We start from the raw sequence: 18,238 nt of genomic DNA on the forward strand, positions 1-18,238 counted from the left end.
CAGATGGATGATCGGCGGATGGGCAAGGCGTGAGCGGAGATCAGAAGACCGAACCGACGGCCCCGGGAAAGACCCCGGCGGCGGAACAGGCGCGGCACCGCCGCGAGGGAATCGGGTTCATCGGCCGCCTGCGCGCCTATTTCCTCGCCGGCATCCTGGTGACGGCCCCCATCGCCATCACCGTCTATATCGCCTGGTGGTTCGTTTCCCTGATCGACGGCCATATCCGTCCGCTGATCCCCGCCGCCTACAATCCGGAAAACTACCTGCCCTTCTCGATCCCCGGCATCGGCGTGCTGGTGGTCATCATCGTCGTCACCCTGATCGGCGCCTTCGCCGCCGGCTATGTCGGCCGGCTGGTTCTGGGCGTCGGCGAGGGGGTGGTCGGGCGCATGCCGGTGGTCCGCTCCGTCTATGGCGGGGTGAAGCAGATCTTCGAAACCGTTCTGGCGAAGAAGTCCAACGCGTTCCGCGAGGTGGTGGTCATCCAGTACCCGCGCCCCGGCGTCTGGTCGCTCGGCTTCATCACCGGCAACGCCCATCCGGAGGTGCAGACCCGGTTGGCCGGACAGGCCGACGACATGGTGAATGTCTTCATCCCTTGCGCGCCCCCCACCGCCGGCTATCTGGCGATGGTGCCGCGACAGGAGGTGACCGTTTTGAACATGAGCGTCGAGGACGGGCTGAAACTGGTGATGTCCGGCGGCATCGTCGTCCCGCCGGAGCGGCGCCCCGGCCCGGCGGAGGCTCCGGCCGACAGTGATGTCACCGGTCCCGATGGCGACCTGAACGGCGGACATCCGGATGGCGGGAACGGTCAGCCAGACCGCAAGGTCTTGGCCGCGGCGTCCCGCTCGAAGAGATAGAGCAGCGTCCGCAGCGCCTGCCCGCGCGGGCTGGCGAGATCGGGGTCGCGCTCCACCACCAGACGGGCATCGTCCCGCGCCACCGCCAGCAGGTCGCCATGCACCGCGAGGTCGGCCATCCGGAATCCGGGTAGACCGGACTGGCGGGTGCCGAGCACTTCGCCGGCGCCGCGCAGGCGCAAATCCTCTTCGGCGATGATGAAGCCGTCCTCGGTGTCGCGCAGGGTCTTCAGCCGCGCCCGCGCCGTCTCCGTCAGATTCGCATCGAACATCAGCAGGCAGCTCGACGGCTTCTCGCCACGCCCCACCCGGCCGCGCAGCTGATGGAGCTGGGCGAGACCGAAGCGCTCGGCATGCTCGATCACCATCACCGTCGCTTCCGGCACATTCACCCCGACCTCGATCACCGTGGTGGCGACCAGCACGTCCAGGCCGCCCTCGGCGAAGGCGGCCATCACCGCGTCCTTGTCGGATCCGCGCATCTTGCCATGAACCAGCCCGACCCGGTCGCCGAAGGTGGCGCGGAGAAAGGCGTGGCGCTCGGTCGCGGCGGCGAGGTCGCTCTGCTCCGATTCGTCGACCAGCGGACAGACCCAATAAACCCGCGCGCCCTCCGCCACCTTGCGCTGGATGCCGTTCACCACCTCCTCCAGCCGGTCGAGCGCGATGGTGACGGTCTGTACCGGCTTGCGCCCGGCCGGCTTCTCGGTCAGGCGGGAAACATCCATGTCACCATAGGCGGTCAGGGTGAGGGTTCGCGGGATCGGGGTGGCGGTCATCACCAGCACGTCCACCGCCCGTCCCTTGGCCGACAGTTGCAGGCGCTGATGCACGCCGAAGCGATGCTGTTCGTCGATCACCGCCAGAGCCAGATCCTTGAAGGCGACATCCTCCTGGAACAGGGCATGGGTGCCGACCAGCAGCGGCAGGTCGCCCGAGGCCAGCCGGTCGAGCACGGCCTGCCGCGCCTTGCCCTTGTCACGGCCGGTCAGCAACCCGATCTCCACCCCCGCGGCCCGGCACAGGGGCGCCAGACTTTCGGCATGCTGCCGGGCGAGGATTTCGGTCGGGGCCATCAAGGCGGCCTGGGCGCCAGCCTCCACCGCGTTCAGCATCGCCATCAGCGCGACAACCGTCTTGCCGCTGCCGACATCGCCCTGGAGAAGCCGCAGCATCCGCCGTTCGGCGGCCATGTCGACATAGATGTCCTCCAGCGCCGCCGCCTGCGATCCGGTCAGGGAGAAGGGCAGCGCCGCCAGCGCCGCCCGGCGCAGGGTGCCGTCGCCCTGGGTCACCCGACCGGCCAGCCGGCGCTGGCTCGCCCGCACCAGCATCAGGGCCAGCTGGTTCGCCAGCAACTCGTCATAGGCGAGGCGGCAGCGGATGGGAGCGGTGGCGGCGAGATCGCCCTCGTCCTCCGGTGCATGGGCGCGCTTCAGCGCATCGGCCCAGCCCGGCCATTGCCGGCGGGCGAGCCATGCCGGATCCTGCCATTCGGCGAGTGCGGGAACATCGGCGAGCGCGGCACGCACCGCCTTGCGCAGCGTCTTGGCCGGCAGACCGGCGGTCATGGGATAGACCGGCTCCACCAGCTCCAGATCCTCCTTCGCATCGACCGCGACAACGGCGTCGGGATGGGTGATCTGGGCAGTGTCGTTGAACCACTCCACCTTGCCGGAGACCACCATGGTGGTGCCGGCCGGGATCTGCTTCGACAACCAGTCGCCGCGGACGTGGAAATAGACCAGCTCCAGCACGCCGGTCTCATCGGTGCAGCGGATCTTGTAGGGATGGCGCGGGTTCAGCGGCGGCGCATGCGAATCGATGCGCACGGTCAGGGTCGCGATGCGCCCGTGCGGCGCGTCGGCGATCTTCGGCGAGAACCGGCGGTCAACCACCCCGCAGGGCAGATGCCACAGCAGATCGACGACATGGGGACCGGCCAGCTTCTCCACCAGCTTGCCCAGCCGGGGGCCGAGGCCGGGAAGTGCCGTGACCGGTTTGAACAGCGGAAACAGGATGGCGGGACGCACGGGCGGGCGCTACCGGGAAAGCCTTGGACGGGCTTCAGAAAGCCGCCTGGGCGTGCCCGCGTCAAGGCCACTGAAGGGAGATAGGGGAAAAGAAGGAACGGCGGAGCGCACCCGAGGCCAGGGGCCAATGGTGGGGGGCAACGTCGGCCGGGAAATGGCTTGGACGCGCTCCGCCGATAGGTACCGTCCGGAGGCAAACGGGAGAACCGGACGATCAGGTCCGATGGCAGGGAACCATCGGGAAGAGACACCAGATAGGAAGACGCTCTTTTGTGACCGGCCGGTGTTTCAGGGGGGCTGGCCCGACCGCGTCACAGATAGAACAATAGCCCGGCGGCCCTGTCCCCAACCTGACCCGACCATGAAATCCGCTTCATGAACCGCCGGGGCAGGCAGAGGCCGATCAGGCCGGCGCATCGGCTTCCCGCCGCTGGGCGGCGGCGGCGAGACGATAAAGCTCGTCACCCTCCAGGATGATGACGATGCGGCCGTCGTTCAGCAGCGAAACACCGCCCACCCCCGGCACCTCGGCAAGGCCGGGATGGCTTTCGCGGACGAACAGGTCGCCGCGGCGCAGAAGCCTGTCGATCGCCACCCCGATGCGGCGGCTGCCCTGGCGCAGGACGACGACGAGACCCTGGCCGGGGCCCGAGGGCGGCCACTCCCCATCGGCGGGAAAGCCCAGCGCGTCGGCGAGGCGAACCACCGGCAGCACCCGGTTGCGGCGCATGACCGTCCAGCAGCCGGAAACCTTGTGGAAATCGTCGGCGGTGAAGCCACAAACCTCCTCGACGAAGCGGTCGGGAATCGCCAGAACCTGATCATCCACCTGCACCAGCAGAGTGCGCGTGATCGCCGCCGACAGCGGGAGATCGATGGCGAAGGCGGTGCCAGCCCCTTCGCGGGTGCGGATGGCGATGCTGCCGCCCAACCGGGTGACGGCGGTTCGGACCACATCCATGCCGACACCACGGCCCGAGGTTTCGGTGAGGGTTTCAGCGGTGGAGAAGCCGGGGGCGAAGATGAACTCGCGCACCGCCTCCGGCGGCAGATGCAGGCTTTCCTCCTCGCCGATCATGCCCAGGCGCACCGCCTTGGCGCGCACGGCCTCCGTCGGGATGCCGCGACCATCCTCGGCGATCTCCACCAACACGCGGCTGCTGCGCTGGATGGCGCGCAGGCAGAGCGTCGCCTGGGTTGGCTTGCCAGCCGCCTCACGGTCGGCCGGCGGCTCGATCCCGTGGTCGATGGCGTTGCGCACCATATGCATCAGCGGGTCGTAGAGCATCTCCACCATGCTCTTGTCGATGCGCACGTCGCCGCCCTCGGTGACGAAGCGCACCGACTTGCCCTGGACCCGAGCCAGTTCGCGCACCACACGGGGAAACTGGTTGAACAGGGTCTCGATGGGCACGACGCGCAGATCCAGTGCCGCCTCCCGCAAGCGGTCGACCGACCGGCTGAGCTGGGTGTCGAGGTCGAGCAGGTCGCGGCGGTGACGCTCGACCGCTTCGCGCAGGACACGGAGGTCGGGATCGCCGGTCCCCAGCCGCTCGGTCAGGGAGGACAGCGCGCTTTCCAACCGCAGGTCGTTGGCCGTAGCGTTCAGGTCGCCCGACAGCAGGACCATGCCGTCGATCCGTGCCATGAAGCGGTCGATCGCCTCGCCAGGCACGCGCAGCACGCCATTCGCAGGCGCCACCGAAGGGCGCGCGGTCACGGCGGGTGGCGAGGGAGGGGACGGTGGGGCGGGTGGCGGCGGGGCGGGCGCCACCACCGGGGCGCCGCTCGTCGCCACAGCCGGCAAGGCGGAGGGGGCCGGGGGGGGCGTCGGATCGGCGGATGGCTCCTCCCCGCTCTGCCCGGCGGCCACCATGGGCGGGACGCAGGCGCGGATATGGAGGAAGCCGCCGCCGGGGTCAATGTCGGCCAGCGCGTCGGCCAGGGATGCGAGCTCCTGCGGCGAGGCGATCAGCACGCGCAACCAAGTCTTGCCGTCGATGAAGTCCGGCCAGTTGGTGATGGCCCGCACCTTGCTGCCCATCCATTGGACAAAGCCCGACGCCACCTCCGGCGAGGTTTCCAAGAAGGCGGTGACCTCGTAAAGCCGCATCTCCGGGTCGGCGATGGCGGCGCGCAGGTCGGCCGTGCTGTCCGGCGACAGGAAGCGCAGCAGACCGGGATCGAGCCCGAGCGCCGACAGTTCGTCGGCCGTCAGCGGCCGGCGCGCCTCTCCGGCCTCCCGCTCGGCGGAGACGGCATCGACGAAGGCGCGCAGGCGCTCCTCCAATGCGACCGCGCCTTCGGCCTCCAGATCCTTGGCGGGCTCGCTTGCCGCCTGTTCCGCAAGGTCGGCGAGTGCCGCGCGGGCATCGGCCAGCAGGATGGGCCAATCGGCATGGTCGGCGGCCGGCGTGCGGCGCATCACGTCGGCCAGCACCCGCAGCAGGGCGGAGCCTCGCGGCAGCCGGACGATGTCCAGCGTCGCCGCCATCCGGTCGAGCAGCCCAGCCAGTTCGCCGGCCGCAGCCGCATCCGCCAGCGCCGCCGGATCAGCCAGCAGCGCATCGGCGCGGGCGCTGCCCTGGGCCAGGATCTGGGCGTTGTGATCGGCCAGCAGGGTGGCCAGGATCGCGGCACCGGCATCCTTTCCGGTCAGCCGGCCGATGCGGGCGCTGGCGGTGGCGACACCTTGGAGCTCGCGCAGAATCGCCTCGTCATCGCGGGCGGCCAGCGCCTCGCGAAAGCGACGCAGCGTGTCGGCGAAGGGCAGGAAGTTCAGCCGTTCGCAGGCCAACTGAAGCCGGTCGGCGGTGTCGTCGACGCTGTGGGCTCCCTCCTCGTCCAGACTGTCGAGGTCAAGCGCGCGAGTCAGCGTCGCCATGCCGTCATGCAGCAGTCCGACGAACAGGCCCAGCATCCGCTCATTTTCGTGCAGGCGCACCGGCGGGGGCGGCGGACTGCGGACAGGCTTGGCGGCAGGCCCCTCCCCGCCCAACGCGTCAAGCCGTTCCAGCAGGTCGGCCGGCGCCTGACCATCGCGGCGGTCGCGCATGCCGGACTCGGCGAGCCCGCGGAGCACATCCAACGCCTCCAGCAGCGGGGCCGCGACCTCCTCGGTCAAGACCAGCCCACCGGTGCGCACACGGCCGAGAATAGTCTCCGCCCGATGCGCCACCGCCTCCATCGCGAAGAGGTCCATGGCGCGGGCGGCTCCCTTCAGCGAATGGAAGGAGCGGAACAGGGCAGCGATCCGCTCCGCCTCCGGCCCTTCGCCGGGGGTGGCGGACAGCAGCTTCTCCAGCAGGTCGCAATGCTCGCCGGCCTCGACGCCGAACTGCCGCCACAAGGTCTCGATCAGTTCGCTGCTCATGGATCACCGCTCAGGGAGGGGAGGCCCGGCACCGGGGGATCAGGGCTTCGCGGGCGGCGGCAGGCCGGCGGCGCGGCGGATGGCGGCGACGATATCGTGCCCCTTCTTGTGGGCGAGATCGAGGCTCATGGTGCCGGACGGCTTGGCGATGATCTCCACCGCGCCCAGCGCGCGGGCCTCGTTCGCCTCGGGCGAGCCGACCTGGGCGACGGAGGAGATGATGATGACCTTGGCGCGCGACATGAGCGACAGATGCTCCATCACCTCCAGCCCCGACATCTCCGGCATCTCGATGTCGAGCAGGACGATGTCCGGCTTCAAGGTCTTGACCATCTCCAGAGCCACTTTGCCGTTCTCGGCCGCGCCGACCAGCGACAGCTCGTCGTCCGCGCGCACGATGTCGCCGATGATGGTCCGCATCAGCACCGAGTCATCGACCAACAGGATCGTCGGCTTCGCCATGGGTGAAAACTTCCTATGTTGGCACTGTTGGCCGGCCATCCGGGGCCGGCGTTCAGATCAGGCTAGAGTGAAGAGGGCGTTCAGCTTGCGGGCGATCGCCGCAACGGGCAATACCTCCGTGGCCACACCGGCACGGATCGCCGCCTTTGGCATACCGTCCACCGCGCAGGTCACCGGATCCTGGACCAGGACGGGGAGGCGCCGCTCCGCGAAGGCGGCGGCACCGGCGCTGCCATCGTCCCCCATGCCGGTCAATACGACGGCGACCGGCGACTCCGCCGACTCCGCGGCGCTGCGGAACAGCCGGTCGGCCGACGGATGGTAGATGGCGCCGGCCGGATCGGCGGCATGAAGGGTGAAGCGGCCGGAAGCGCCACGGCGCACCGTCCAGTCGGCGCCGCCGCGCAGAATGGTGACAGCGCCGGGGACCAGCACCGCGCCGTCACCGCCCTCCTCCACCGTCCGGCCAAGCGAACGGGTGAGCGAAGCGGCGAAACCGGCGGTGAAGCTGGCCGGCATATGCTGGGCCACCACCAGCGGACAGGGCAGCGGTGCCAGCGCGCCCAGCAACTCCACCAACGCAACCGGCCCGCCGGTGGAGACGCCGACGACGACAAGGTCGGGGCGATGGCCGCGGGCCGAGGACCGCAGCGGCGGGATCGGCTTTGGAACCGGCTCCGGCATCGGCTCGGGAGCCGGTTCGACCGCGGGCACCGAAGCGGCATCCGCCACCGACTCCCCGGTCAACGCCATGCGCCAACGCCCCCAATGGCGCACCTTCTCGGTCAGCTGGCGCTCGATCGACGCCATGTCGAAGGTGATGAATGAACTGTGCTTGCAGACGAAATCCACCGCTCCGGTCTCCAGTGCCCGGATGGTAGCGTCGGCCCCTTCGGAGGTCTCGTTGGAGACCATGATGCAGGGCGGCCCCTTTTCGGCGGCGATGGCCTGGACCGACTCGATGCCGTCCATGATCGGCATGTTCAGATCCATGGCGACGACATGGGGCTTCAGCTTGCGCGACAGCCTCAACGCCTCGGCACCATTGCGCGCCTCGCCGACGATCTCGATGTCGGATGCCGGCTCCAGCATCTTGCGGAGCGCGATCCGGACGAAGTTGCTGTCGTCCACCACCAGCAGACGGATACGCGGCCCGGTCATGCCTCGGCACCTCCCACGGGCAACCCTCTTGGTCCCGGCGCCGTGGCGACGGTCAGCCCTTCCGGCCGCAAGACCGGGATCAGCGCGTGGTCGAGACGGATGACGGCGGCGGTCAGCCGGTCGGAGAGCGGGTCGACATCCTCGGCGGCGATCTTGCGGATGCGCTGGATCTCGTCGGCGATCACCGCCACGGTGCCGCCGTCGATCTCCAGCAGGATGGCGACGCCGGACGTGGCGGTCGGGCTCCCGACCGGCCCCCGCGACAGCAGCCGGCGCAGATCGAGAACCGGCAGGATGCGTCCGTCGACATCGGTCAGCCCGTCGAAGCTTTCCGCCCCCGCCGGCAGGCGCAGCCGGTCCGAAATCTCGACCACCCGGCGGACCTTCTCGAACTCGAGCGCATAGATGCGCGCCTCCACCACCAGCGTCAGGAAACGACGGTAGAAACGGCGCGGCAGACGGCTTTCGGCCATGTCGTCGGCGGGATCGCCGCCCTCCGGCACGAAGCGGCCGATGTCGTCGAGTTGATCGCCCATCATGCGCGCCGCACTCCTCACGTCGAGCCAAGTCCCATCATAATCCACGATCCGGGCCGGTGCGCCGGCCTCGCCAGCCCGCAGGCGGTCCAACGGGACGCGCACCACGCCGCGCACCCCGTCCACCCGGACCCCCACCGGCCCGCAGCGCGTCCGCAGAACGACGACATAGCCGCCGGAACGGTCTTCCGCCCCCAGCGGGTCGGTCACCAGAACCGACCGCTTGTGCACCCGCGCCACGCCGCGGACCAGGGCCGGCGCGTGGGGCAGCGGGCGCAGATCGCCAAACGGAAAGACCAGAAGCAGGTCGGCCATCTCCAGCGCCTGCGGCCGCCCGGCGACATCGACCATCAGCAGGCGGATGCTGCCGTGCTCGCGCGCGGGTCCCAGGGGGTCCGCCGCACCACCGGTCAGCGCGTCGGTCTCCATCGCCCCCGCCAGCCCGGTCAGCGACCCGCCCCGCCCGAGCTCCATCAGATCGGGGTCGAGCAGACGCAAGGACCGGCTACCATGGCGCAGCCGGCCGGCCACCGGCGCGCCGCTGTCCTCCGGTTCCGCCCCGGACAGGGTCACCCGCTCCGCCGGCAGATTGCCACCGATCCGGCCGGCGCGCAGGGCGAGCAGGCCGGTCCCGGCCCGCAGCACGATCAGCAGGCCGCCTCGCCGCCCGCCTCCCCAGGCCAACCGCAGCGAGGGATAGCCGGTGACGTCCAGCACCGGCAGGATGCGCCCGGCGACCGTCGCCAGCCCCTCCACCTGAGGCGGCGAGAAGGGCAGCCGGGTGGTCCCGGTCGGTTCGGCGACCTCCTCCACCCGGTCGGCGGCCACGGCGAAGGGCGTACCGGCGATGTCGAAGGTGAGGAAGCCGCCCACCGTCATGCCACCCCTCCGCGCCGGTAGGCCAGCGCCCGGTCGCCGCGGTGGCGTTCGAACCCGTGGCTGTCGTCCAGCCGGTCGGTGGTGCCGAGCACCAGCCAGCCGCCAGGCGCCACCGCCGCGGTCAGCAGCGAAAGCGCGCGCTCCCGGCTGTCGTCGTCGAAATAGATCATGACGTTGCGGCAGGATACGAGGTCGAAGCCGCCAGCCGGCGCACCGGCCGGCAGGGAGGCGTCCATCAGATTGTGACGGGCGAAGCGAACGATTCGGCGGGCATCGGCGCGCACCCGCCGATGGAGCGGCGCCTCCCCCCCGAGCGGCACGAACCAACCGCCATACTCCGCCGGCATTTCGCGGAAAGGGCCCAACCCCTCGCCACCATAGCTGGCATTGGCGGCCTGCCGCACGGCAAGGCTGCTGAGGTCGGTGCCGAGAATCCCGACACTCCAGTCGGTTTCCAGCCCATGGCCGGTGCGGCGCGCCTCGCCGGCATCGGCCAGCGCCTCCAGCGTCACGATGGCGAGGCTGTACGCCTCCTCTCCGGTCGCGCAGCCGGCGCTCCAGAAACGCAGGGTCCGGATGCCCCGGCGTTCGGCGATCAGACGCGGCAGAAGATGGCGGCGGAGATGGGCGTGGTGGGGCAGGTCGCGGAAGAAATAGGTCTCGTGGATCGTCAGATTTTCGATCAGGCTCAACCAGTCCGGGCTGTCGGCCGCCGCCCCTTCGATCTGCGCCACCCATTCCTCCAGAACCGGCAGCGGCATCGCCGCCAGGATGCGCGCCAGCTTGCGCTCCAGCGGCCGGTCGTGGCGGATGCCGGCCTTGCGCCGGACATCGTCCAGAAGCCGCCGCACCAGACCATACAGCGGCCCGTCCGGCGGTGGCCCGTCCGGTGCGACGGCCGAAGGAGGCGTATCGGCGCCGGTCACGGCGCCCGGAAGCGTTCGGCCAGCCGCCGCGTGTCGTCGGCGAGCCGGGACAGATGGACCATGGTCGCCGTGATCTCCTCCGACGCGGCGGAATTCTTGGAGGCGACGGTGCGGATGTTGCCGACGTTCGATTCGATCTCGACGATATGATCCTGCTGGCTGGCCATGGCGGAGGCGACCGACTGGACCATGCGGTCGATCTGGGCGACCCGCTCGGCGATGCCGTCCATCATCTGCACCACCTCCGCCGTCGCCGCCATCCCCTCTTCGGCCAGGGCCGCCGCGGTCTCGACGATCTCGGCGATCTGGCGGGCGCTTTCGACGGAACTGTCGGCCAGTTTGCCGACCTCCTCGGCCACCACCTCGAATCCCTTGCCCTGTTCGCCGGCGCGGGCGGCCTCGATGGAGGCGTTGACCGACAGGATGTTGGTCTTGACGGCGATCTGGGTGATCGCCTCGGTGATGCGGCCGATGCGCCGGCTGTTGTCGCCGATGGTCTGGGAGACGCGCACCAGCCGCGCCATCTCCGCCTTGCCCCGGTCGGCGAAACCGGCGGTCACCCTCACCATGTCGGAGGCGGCGCGGGTGCTGTCGGTGACATCGGCGATGGCGCGGACGGAACGGCCGACCGCACCGACCACCCGGTCCAGATCCTCCGTCTGGATGGCGGCGCCGTCGGCGACCTGGGAAACCGCGGTGCTGGCCTGCCCGGCGGCGATGGCGACCTGGGCCGCCTGCTGGCCGATGTGCCGGAAGGAGGAACGCGCATCCTCCACCAGCGCCGCCATCTCGGCGAAGCGGCCGGGAAGCGGAGCGGTGGCCGGCATGTCGCCCTCCCCCTCCTGGATCAGACGGCGCAGGGCGGCATGCAGCGCGTCCTGGGTCTGCGCGATGCGGACATGGGCCGAGGCGACCATCCCGACCTCGTCCCCCCGGGCCGGCAACGGCGAGACTTCAACCGGCCGCCCTTCGGCAAGCCCGCTGGCGTCCGACGCCAGCCGAGCCATCGCGTCGGACAGGTCGAGAGCCAGGACGAGCGCGACCAGCAACGCCAGCGCCAGCGCCAGGCCGGTGGCCAGCCACACGGACCGCGGCGCGATATCCGGAACCGCATGTGGCAGCAGAAGGGGAACCAGGGCCGCGGCGGCCGGCAACAGGGCGGCGATGCCGAAACGGGGAAGAACCCGCAAGCTGACCGGAAGCGACATCGCGCGACAGGCTCCTTACCGAACAACCGACGGAATCCCGCGACAGGACGCGGGCGCCGAACATCACCCTTATGACTTGCCGGATGCACCCCGACCGACGCAAGGTGAATCCGGCGGAAGGTATCGGAAGCGGCAACACCGCGGGCCTCCTCCCTCCGCCCGCCCGCTCAACCCGGCGCCGCCCCCAGGCGGCCTTGATTGGACCTCCATCGGCATGTCGATCACCACCCGCATCGCCCTGGGCTTCGCCGCCGTCCTGCTGCTGACGCTCGCCGTCGCCGTGATCGGTTGGAGCGGGCTGAACACCTACGCGTCACAGGTGGAGGTCGCCGCCCGGACCGCCCGGCTCGACACGCTGCTGTTCAGCGCGCGGCAGGAGGAGGCGCATTATCTGCTGGATGTCGATCCTTCCGCCAGCCGGAGGGTACGGCAGCTGACCGACCAGCTGCGGATGGAAGCGGAGGCGCTACTGGCTTTGCCCGACCACAGCGTTCCCCCCGATGCGCTGAGGGAGGCGCTGGCCAAGCTGGCCGCCTACCGCAAATCCTTCGACGAGGTGGTCGGGCTGGAGGTCGATCGTTTCGCCAGCCTGTCCAAGCTGCGCAAGCAGACCGGCGCCCTGCTGGTGATCGCCCAGACCCTGACGCGCGACCAGTCGGCACGCTATGCCGACGCGCTGGCGCGGCTGAAGGCGGACTCGGGCGACCGCGCGGCGCTGACCGCGCTGGAATCATCGACCCTGCTGATGTCCATCGCCGGACGGCTGATCCAGGACACCCGCGGCGCCCTGCTGGATGTTCAGCAATTCCTGATCGACCACGGCGAATCGGGCCGCAATTCCCTGAGCGCCAGCATCGACCGGCTGCTGGGGGCCGTCGGCGACGTCCGCAAGGCCGTCACCGACGACGCGGCCCTGCGCGAATCGGAAACGCTGACCGCCTCGATCATGGGGGTGGAGACGGAGTTCCTGCTGGTGGCCGACATCGTCGCCCGGCGCAACGCCGCCCGCGACGCCATGCGCGACGCCGCCAAGATCGTCAACGATCAGGTGACACAGCTGGTGGCGGCCCAGACGGCGGAGCGCGAGGCCGGACGCTCGCGCGCCATGATGCTGCTGTGGACGGGTGCCCTGGGCGCGCTGGCCGCCGGCGTCCTGCTGTCCATCCTGATCGCCCGCAGCCTGACCGGCCCGATCGCCGCCACCACCGCGGCGGTGCAGCGCGTGTCGGAAGGCGACCTGACCGTCGCGGTTCCCGGCACCGGGAGACAGGACGAGTTGGGGTCCATCGGCCGCGCCGTGGCCACCGTCATCCAGGTGCTGCACGGTCTGCACGGCGAGATGCACCGGCTGTCGGGCAAGGCTGTGCAAAATGACGCGGCGACAAACGAACCGCCAGCCTTCCACGGCGCCTATGGCGAGATGGTGGCGCTGTTGCAGGAAACCGGCGGCGCCTTCCGCGCCATCGGCGAACAGGCCACCCAGGTCGCCATCGCCGCCGGACAGGCGAGCACCGCCATCGCCCACGTCTCGGATGGCGCCTCGGAACAGACCGACGATCTCGATCAGGTGGCGACCGCGGTCGGCCAATCGGCCCGCGCCATCGCCCATGTGACGGACAGCACCCGCGACGCCTCCGACATGGTGAAGGACGCCGCCGATTTCGCCAACGGCGGCCGCGAGGATATGGCCCGCCTTCTGCGGGTCTCGCAGACCATCGCCGAGAACAGCCGGCGCATCGGCCGCATCACCGAGGCGATCACCCAGATCGCCGTCAAGACCAACATCCTGTCGGTCAACGCCTCCATCGAGGCCGCCCGCGCCGGCGAACAGGGCAAGGGATTCGAGGTGGTGGCCGAGGAGGTCGGCAAACTGGCCGACAACGCCGTCGAAAGCGCCCGCCAGATCGCCGAGATCATCGAGGCCGCGGCAGCCCTGGCCGAAGAGGGCAAGGCGGTCACCGAGCAGGCGCGGCGCCGGATGGATGGGCTGGCGGGCCGGGTGGACCGCATCGACAGCGCCTTCCAGTCGGTCGCCGTCGCCATGGAGGAACAACAGGCGTCGGTCCGTGAAATCGAGCGGTCGGTGGAAAGCGTGCGCACCGTCGCCTCCAAGAACGCCGCCGCGTCGGAGGAGATCGCGGCCACCATGGTTCATCTCTCCCGCCTGGCCGACGAGACGCGGCGGCAGGTATCACGCTTCCAGGCGGATTGACGCCGTTTTCATCAGTGGCGTCTCAGTGACGGCATGATGTGACGCACAGCTCACTCCAAAATCCGGTGCGGCGGCCCGACCACGCCAAAATCCGAAGTGGTAATTCTTATTTCCTGCGACGGTTATTCGGCATTTAAGCCTCTTTTAACTATACTATACGCCTAATCGATCAACGGGACCGCATGATCCCGGGAAGATGCTTTCATCAGCCCCCATGACACCAAGGGAGTTCCCGATGCCCGCACAGAAGGTGGCCGAAGAAGTCCGCTCGGCCAGCCGCATCCATGCGCGTCTGTTGGACGCCTTCATCGACCTCACCGAACGGGAATTGGCCAACCTCCCTCCCGGCTTCGCCGAGGAAAGCCTGATGGAGGCGCTGGATGCGCTGAGAGCCGCCCGCAAATCCTATGGCACGGCGGCCGGGGTCATGATGGTTTCCAACCTGCCGATTCCGCAGGCATCGAACGCCGCCTGACCCCAAGGAAGCCACGCACCCGTCAGACGACCATCGTCTTGCGGGCCCTTGGCTTGCGTGGCTTCGGCGCATCGGCGGCCGATTCGGCAGGCGGTTCGGCGGAGGTGGCTTTCGTTGCCGGAACTTTCGCAGCCCCTCGAACGGCAGCGGTTCGCGGCTTGGCGTTGGTGGTTTTGCGCGGGGCCTTCACCACCGCCACAACCGGCGAAATTTCCGGACTTGCGACGGTTTCGGCCTTGATGGCTCGTTCAGCCAGCAACCAATGGTCGCCATCCCGACCATGAGGACAACCCTCCTCCAACCAGATCGAATAGGCGCGGTCACGGATCCGCTGTTCGACATCCACGCTCATCACATCTCCCCGGAGACTGGTGGTCAGGATTGCTGCACCGCAAGACTGCCCAATTCACCGAAGGCGCGCAACCGGGTTAATCGCTTTCCGAGTTTTCCAACCATCCGCCGTTACTCCGGCGCCGTTTCGCCATGGTCGGATTGCCGGCTTTGCTGCACCTCGCGCCATTTGGCGACATTACGATTGTGATCGGCCAACGACTTCGCGAAGACATGGCCGCCGGTGCCGTCGGCAACGAAATACACAAACTCATGATGTTCCGGTTTCAACACCGCCTGGATCGAAGCCTTGCCCGGATTGGCGATGGGTCCCGGCGGCAGGCCGGCGGCCACATAGGTGTTGTAGGGCGACTCGAGTTTCCAGTCGTTGCGGGTCAGCGCCCGCCCCAATTCGCCGCCGCCGTCGGTCAGCGCGTAGATCACCGTCGGATCGGACTGCAACTTCATGCCCGCTTCCAGCCGATTGATGAAGACCCCCGCCACCTTGGGCCGCTCGGCGGCGATGCCCGTCTCCTTCTCGACAATCGACGCGAGGGTCAGGGCCTGTTGAGGTGTCTCGAAGGGCAGGTTCGGATCGCGATTTTTCCAGGCCTCCGCCAGGATCTGGGTCATCGCGGCTTGCATCCGCTCGATCAGGGTGTTCCGGCTGTCTCCATGAGAGAAATGATAGGTCTCCGGCAGGAGGGATCCTTCCTTCGGCGGCTTGGCGATTTCACCGGTGAGTCCGGATTCGCGTGCCAGCAGCGCCACAACCTGGGCAGAGGTCAATCCCTCCGGAACGGTGAAACGATGCACCACGGTTCGACCCTGGCGCATCTGTTCCAGGACACCGTCGATGCTGATTCCCGCAGGGAATTGGTACTCGCCAGCCTTCAGGTCCCGGAACGTGCCGGTTAGCTTGGCGGCAGCGGCGAAGACCAGAGGCGAAGCAATGACGCCAGAATCGCCCAAAGTGATGGCGATCGCTTCCAACCCGCTGCCGCGGGGGATGATGACCGTCTCCGGTTGCTCCAAAGGTCCGGGAGCCGAATAACGCTGGTATCCCCAGACACCAACCCCGCCGGCTACCGCTACGGCGAGGGCCAGGGTCCCCGCGAAAATTCGGAGCCCCCAGCCCATCGCTCACCTCTTGAGGACAAAAGACGGCAGTGCCGATGCGGAAAGTCGCTTATGCGAATTCCTTGAACACCAGCGACGCGTTGGTGCCGCCGAAGCCGAATGAGTTCGACAGCGCGGCACGGACACGGCGTTCCTGCGCCACCTTCGGCACCAGATTGACGCCGGCACAGCTTTCCGACGGGTTGTCGAGATTCAGCGTGGGCGGCACGATGCCGTGGTTGATCGCCTTGATCGAATAGATCGCCTCGACCGCACCGGCAGCCCCGAGAAGGTGGCCGATGGCCGACTTGGTTGAGGACATCGCCAGCGTGTTCATCGCCTCGCCGAACAGACGCTTCACCGCGCCCAGCTCGATCTCGTCACCCAAAGGCGTGGAGGTGCCGTGGGCGTTTACGTAATCAATGTCGGACGGGGTCAGGCCGGCGCGCTTCAGCGCGCCCTTCATGGCGCGGAAGCCGCCATTGCCATCTTCCGCCGGAGCGGAGATGTGGTAGGCGTCGCCCGACAGACCATAACCGACGACCTCGGCGTAAATGGTGGCGCCCCGCTTCTTCGCGTGCTCCAGTTCCTCAAGCACGACGACACCGGCGCCCTCGCCGATGACGAAGCCGTCGCGATCCTTGTCGTAGGGACGCGACGCTTTTTCAGGCGTGTCGTTGAAGCTGGTGGAGAGCGCACGCATGGCGGCGAAGCCGCCGACACCGAGACGGCTGACAGCCGCCTCCGTCCCGCCGGCGACCATGACGTCGGCATCGTCCCACATGATCAGGCGGGCGGCATCGCCAATGGCATGCGCGCCGGTGGAGCAGGCGGTGACGACCGCGTGGTTGGGGCCCTTGAAGCCGTGCTGGATCGAAATGTGACCGGAGGCCAGATTGATCAGGCAGGCGGGAATGAAGAACGGCGATAGGCGGCGCGGTCCCTTTTCCTGCATGGTCACGGCACCGTCGGCGATACCCGGAAGGCCGCCGATGCCCGAACCGACCATGACACCGGTCCGCTCGCGCTCCTCATCGCTCTGAGGAGCCCAACCTGAATCCTTGATTGCTTCCTGCGCCGCGGCGATGGCGAAGATGATGAAGTCATCCATCTTGCGCTGGTCCTTCGGCGTCACGAAGGCGTCGGCGTTGAACTCGCCGTCCCCCGTTCCGCGCGGGAGCTGCCCGGCGACCTTGGAGGCCAGGTCCGAGACATCGAACCCCGTGATGCCGCGGATTCCCGAGTTTCCGGAAATCAGCCGCTCCCAGTTCAGCGTGTGGCCGACGCCAAGCGGCGTGACCATACCGAGTCCGGTGACGACGACACGTCTCATGAGGCTGTTCCTTGACCTTTCCTCGAAAAAACTGTCGACGATCAAATCGTCGACGGCCAGGCCCCGCGCTGCTTGTGTCGCAATAGCGGATCGCCTGGCCCTCGGGGGCTCACTGCCCGCAGCCTGATCAGGCGGCGGCGTTGGCCTTGATGAAGTCGATGGCGTCCTTCACCGACAGGATCTTCTCCGCGGCGTCGTCCGGGATCTCGACACCGAACTCTTCCTCGAAGGCCATGACCAGCTCGACGGTGTCGAGGCTGTCGGCGCCCAGATCGTCGATGAAGGAGGCTTGCTCCACCACCTTCGTCTCCTCAACACCCAGGTGGTCCACAACGATCTTCTTCACGCGCTCGGCGATGTCGCTCATCTTTTAAGACCTTCCAATCCTTGAAACCGCTCGGGATAATCCGGTCGGAGCAACACGCGAAGAACGTGCCGTCCTGCCGCGAAAAGCCCCGTCCGATAACACATTTCAGCAGCCTTGACCAGCATCCGCAAGGGAACCCGGTTGGCGCCGTTCCACAGGTGACGATACCGTCCCGTCAGATCCTCATCAGATCATGGCCATGCCGCCGTTGATGTGCAGCGTCTGGCCGGTGACGTAGGCGGCCTCCTCGCTCGCGAGGTACACGACCCCGGCGGCGATCTCGTCCGACTGGCCCATGCGGCCAGCCGGGATGGCGGGGAGCAGCTTCTGCTTCTGCTCGTCGTTCAGCGCGTCGGTCATGGCCGTGGCGATGAAACCCGGCGCGACGCAATTGACGGTGATGTTGCGCGAGGCCAATTCGGCCGCCAGCGACTTCGACATGCCGATCAGGCCGGCCTTCGACGCGGCGTAGTTCGCCTGACCCGGGTTGCCGGTGACCCCGACGACCGACGTGATGTTGATGATGCGGCCCCAGCGGCGCTTCATCATGCCGCGCATCGCGGCCCGCGACAGACGGAAGGCCGCCGTCAGGTTGACGTCGATGACCGACTGCCAGTCCTCGTCCTTCAGCCGCATCGCGATCTGGTCGCGGGTCAGGCCGGCATTGTTGACGAGGATGTCGATCTTGCCCAGCGCCGCTTCGGCATCCTTGAACAGCTGTTCGGTCGCCGCGGCCTCGGCAAGGTTGCCGGGCACGACGACGGCGCGCTCGCCCAATTCGGCGGCCAGCGTCTCCAGAGGAGCGACACGGGTGCCGGACAGCGCGACGGTGGCGCCCTGGGCATGCAGCGCACGGGCGATCGACGCGCCGATGCCGCCGGACGCGCCGGTGACGAGGGCCGACTTGCCGGTCAGGTCAAACATGGATGGCCTCACGAGGCTGATGTGTCACGGGGTG

The 18,238-nt window shown here is 68.5% G+C and carries 15 protein-coding genes; 3 read left to right on the forward strand and 12 right to left on the reverse strand.

The window, feature by feature from the left end:
- Nucleotides 1-29: 29 nt before the first annotated feature.
- Entirely contained in the window at nucleotides 30-866 is an 837-nt protein-coding gene (locus tag AZL_RS08770; protein ID WP_012974274.1) for a DUF502 domain-containing protein, read from the forward strand.
- Here the strand turns inward: AZL_RS08770 and recG are convergent.
- The 7 genes from recG to AZL_RS08805 all read right to left on the reverse strand — a co-directional run bounded on the left by recG (nucleotide 818) and on the right by AZL_RS08805 (nucleotide 11,444).
- A complete protein-coding gene (gene recG, locus AZL_RS08775) occupies nucleotides 818-2,899 on the reverse strand; it encodes an ATP-dependent DNA helicase RecG (RefSeq protein WP_012974275.1) in 2,082 nt (693 codons plus the stop codon). The two genes, AZL_RS08770 and recG, sit on opposite strands and share 49 nt — an antisense overlap.
- 403 nt (nucleotides 2,900-3,302) lie before the next feature.
- Complete coding sequence (locus tag AZL_RS08780; protein WP_012974276.1) at nucleotides 3,303-6,272, reverse strand: chemotaxis protein CheA; 2,970 nt, start codon at nucleotides 6,270-6,272, stop codon at nucleotides 3,303-3,305.
- 39 nt (nucleotides 6,273-6,311) lie between these two features.
- Nucleotides 6,312-6,734 (reverse strand): response regulator, encoded by a 423-nt coding sequence (locus tag AZL_RS08785; protein WP_012974277.1) that lies wholly within the window; start codon nucleotides 6,732-6,734, stop codon nucleotides 6,312-6,314.
- Between the two features lie 57 nt (nucleotides 6,735-6,791).
- Complete coding sequence (gene cheB / locus AZL_RS08790; RefSeq protein ID WP_012974278.1) at nucleotides 6,792-7,895, reverse strand: chemotaxis-specific protein-glutamate methyltransferase CheB; 1,104 nt, start codon at nucleotides 7,893-7,895, stop codon at nucleotides 6,792-6,794.
- Entirely contained in the window at nucleotides 7,892-9,310 is a 1,419-nt protein-coding gene (locus AZL_RS08795; protein ID WP_012974279.1) for a chemotaxis protein CheW, read from the reverse strand. The genes cheB and AZL_RS08795 overlap by 4 nt, the downstream gene beginning before the upstream one ends.
- Nucleotides 9,307-10,236, reverse strand: a complete 930-nt coding sequence (locus tag AZL_RS08800) for a CheR family methyltransferase (protein WP_012974280.1) — start codon at nucleotides 10,234-10,236, stop codon at nucleotides 9,307-9,309. Before AZL_RS08800 ends, AZL_RS08795 begins: the two co-directional genes overlap by 4 nt.
- On the reverse strand, nucleotides 10,233-11,444 hold the full coding sequence (locus AZL_RS08805) for a methyl-accepting chemotaxis protein (RefSeq protein ID WP_063828221.1): 1,212 nt from the start codon (nucleotides 11,442-11,444) through the stop codon (nucleotides 10,233-10,235). The genes AZL_RS08800 and AZL_RS08805 overlap by 4 nt, the downstream gene beginning before the upstream one ends.
- A 214-nt stretch (nucleotides 11,445-11,658) precedes the next feature.
- Between AZL_RS08805 and AZL_RS08810 the strand changes: the two genes are divergently transcribed.
- Nucleotides 11,659-13,656 carry a methyl-accepting chemotaxis protein gene (locus tag AZL_RS08810; protein WP_012974282.1) on the forward strand — a complete coding sequence of 666 codons (1,998 nt, stop codon included), beginning with the start codon at nucleotides 11,659-11,661 and terminating at the stop codon, nucleotides 13,654-13,656.
- Between the two features lie 235 nt (nucleotides 13,657-13,891).
- A complete protein-coding gene (locus AZL_RS08815) occupies nucleotides 13,892-14,131 on the forward strand; it encodes a hypothetical protein (protein ID WP_042442840.1) in 240 nt (79 codons plus the stop codon).
- A gap of 22 nt (nucleotides 14,132-14,153) precedes the next feature.
- Here AZL_RS08815 and AZL_RS08820 read toward each other — a convergent pair whose 3' ends face one another.
- From AZL_RS08820 to fabG, 5 genes are all read right to left on the reverse strand, one after another.
- The gene (locus AZL_RS08820) at nucleotides 14,154-14,483 is read right to left on the reverse strand and encodes a DUF2934 domain-containing protein (protein ID WP_042442843.1); all 330 of its coding nucleotides are present in this window, start codon (nucleotides 14,481-14,483) and stop codon (nucleotides 14,154-14,156) included.
- Between the two features lie 110 nt (nucleotides 14,484-14,593).
- On the reverse strand, nucleotides 14,594-15,601 hold the full coding sequence (gene mltG / locus AZL_RS08825; RefSeq protein ID WP_012974284.1) for an endolytic transglycosylase MltG: 1,008 nt from the start codon (nucleotides 15,599-15,601) through the stop codon (nucleotides 14,594-14,596).
- A 49-nt stretch (nucleotides 15,602-15,650) separates the two neighbouring features.
- On the reverse strand, nucleotides 15,651-16,913 hold the full coding sequence (gene fabF, locus AZL_RS08830) for a beta-ketoacyl-ACP synthase II (protein WP_012974285.1): 1,263 nt from the start codon (nucleotides 16,911-16,913) through the stop codon (nucleotides 15,651-15,653).
- A 127-nt stretch (nucleotides 16,914-17,040) separates the two neighbouring features.
- Nucleotides 17,041-17,280 carry an acyl carrier protein gene (locus AZL_RS08835; RefSeq protein ID WP_012974286.1) on the reverse strand — a complete coding sequence of 80 codons (240 nt, stop codon included), beginning with the start codon at nucleotides 17,278-17,280 and terminating at the stop codon, nucleotides 17,041-17,043.
- 186 nt (nucleotides 17,281-17,466) lie between these two features.
- Nucleotides 17,467-18,204, reverse strand: a complete 738-nt coding sequence (fabG, locus tag AZL_RS08840) for a 3-oxoacyl-[acyl-carrier-protein] reductase (RefSeq protein WP_012974287.1) — start codon at nucleotides 18,202-18,204, stop codon at nucleotides 17,467-17,469.
- Nucleotides 18,205-18,238: the final 34 nt, after the last annotated feature.

The organism is Azospirillum sp. B510, assembly GCF_000010725.1.
Taxonomy (GTDB): domain Bacteria; phylum Pseudomonadota; class Alphaproteobacteria; order Azospirillales; family Azospirillaceae; genus Azospirillum; species Azospirillum lipoferum_B.

Coding starts and splice junctions, on each gene's coding strand:
- AZL_RS08780 (WP_012974276.1), bottom strand. CDS start 6,272: ATGAGCAGCGAACTGATCGAGACCTTGTGGCGGCAGTTCGGCGTCGAG.
- AZL_RS08785 (WP_012974277.1), bottom strand. CDS start 6,734: ATGGCGAAGCCGACGATCCTGTTGGTCGATGACTCGGTGCTGATGCGG.
- cheB (WP_012974278.1), bottom strand. CDS start 7,895: ATGACCGGGCCGCGTATCCGTCTGCTGGTGGTGGACGACAGCAACTTC.
- AZL_RS08795 (WP_012974279.1), bottom strand. CDS start 9,310: ATGACGGTGGGCGGCTTCCTCACCTTCGACATCGCCGGTACGCCCTTC.
- AZL_RS08805 (WP_063828221.1), bottom strand. CDS start 11,444: ATGTCGCTTCCGGTCAGCTTGCGGGTTCTTCCCCGTTTCGGCATCGCC.
- AZL_RS08810 (WP_012974282.1), top strand. CDS start 11,659: ATGTCGATCACCACCCGCATCGCCCTGGGCTTCGCCGCCGTCCTGCTG.
- AZL_RS08815 (WP_042442840.1), top strand. CDS start 13,892: ATGCCCGCACAGAAGGTGGCCGAAGAAGTCCGCTCGGCCAGCCGCATC.
- AZL_RS08820 (WP_042442843.1), bottom strand. CDS start 14,483: ATGAGCGTGGATGTCGAACAGCGGATCCGTGACCGCGCCTATTCGATC.
- mltG (WP_012974284.1), bottom strand. CDS start 15,601: ATGGGCTGGGGGCTCCGAATTTTCGCGGGGACCCTGGCCCTCGCCGTA.
- fabF (WP_012974285.1), bottom strand. CDS start 16,913: ATGAGACGTGTCGTCGTCACCGGACTCGGTATGGTCACGCCGCTTGGC.
- AZL_RS08835 (WP_012974286.1), bottom strand. CDS start 17,280: ATGAGCGACATCGCCGAGCGCGTGAAGAAGATCGTTGTGGACCACCTG.
- fabG (WP_012974287.1), bottom strand. CDS start 18,204: ATGTTTGACCTGACCGGCAAGTCGGCCCTCGTCACCGGCGCGTCCGGC.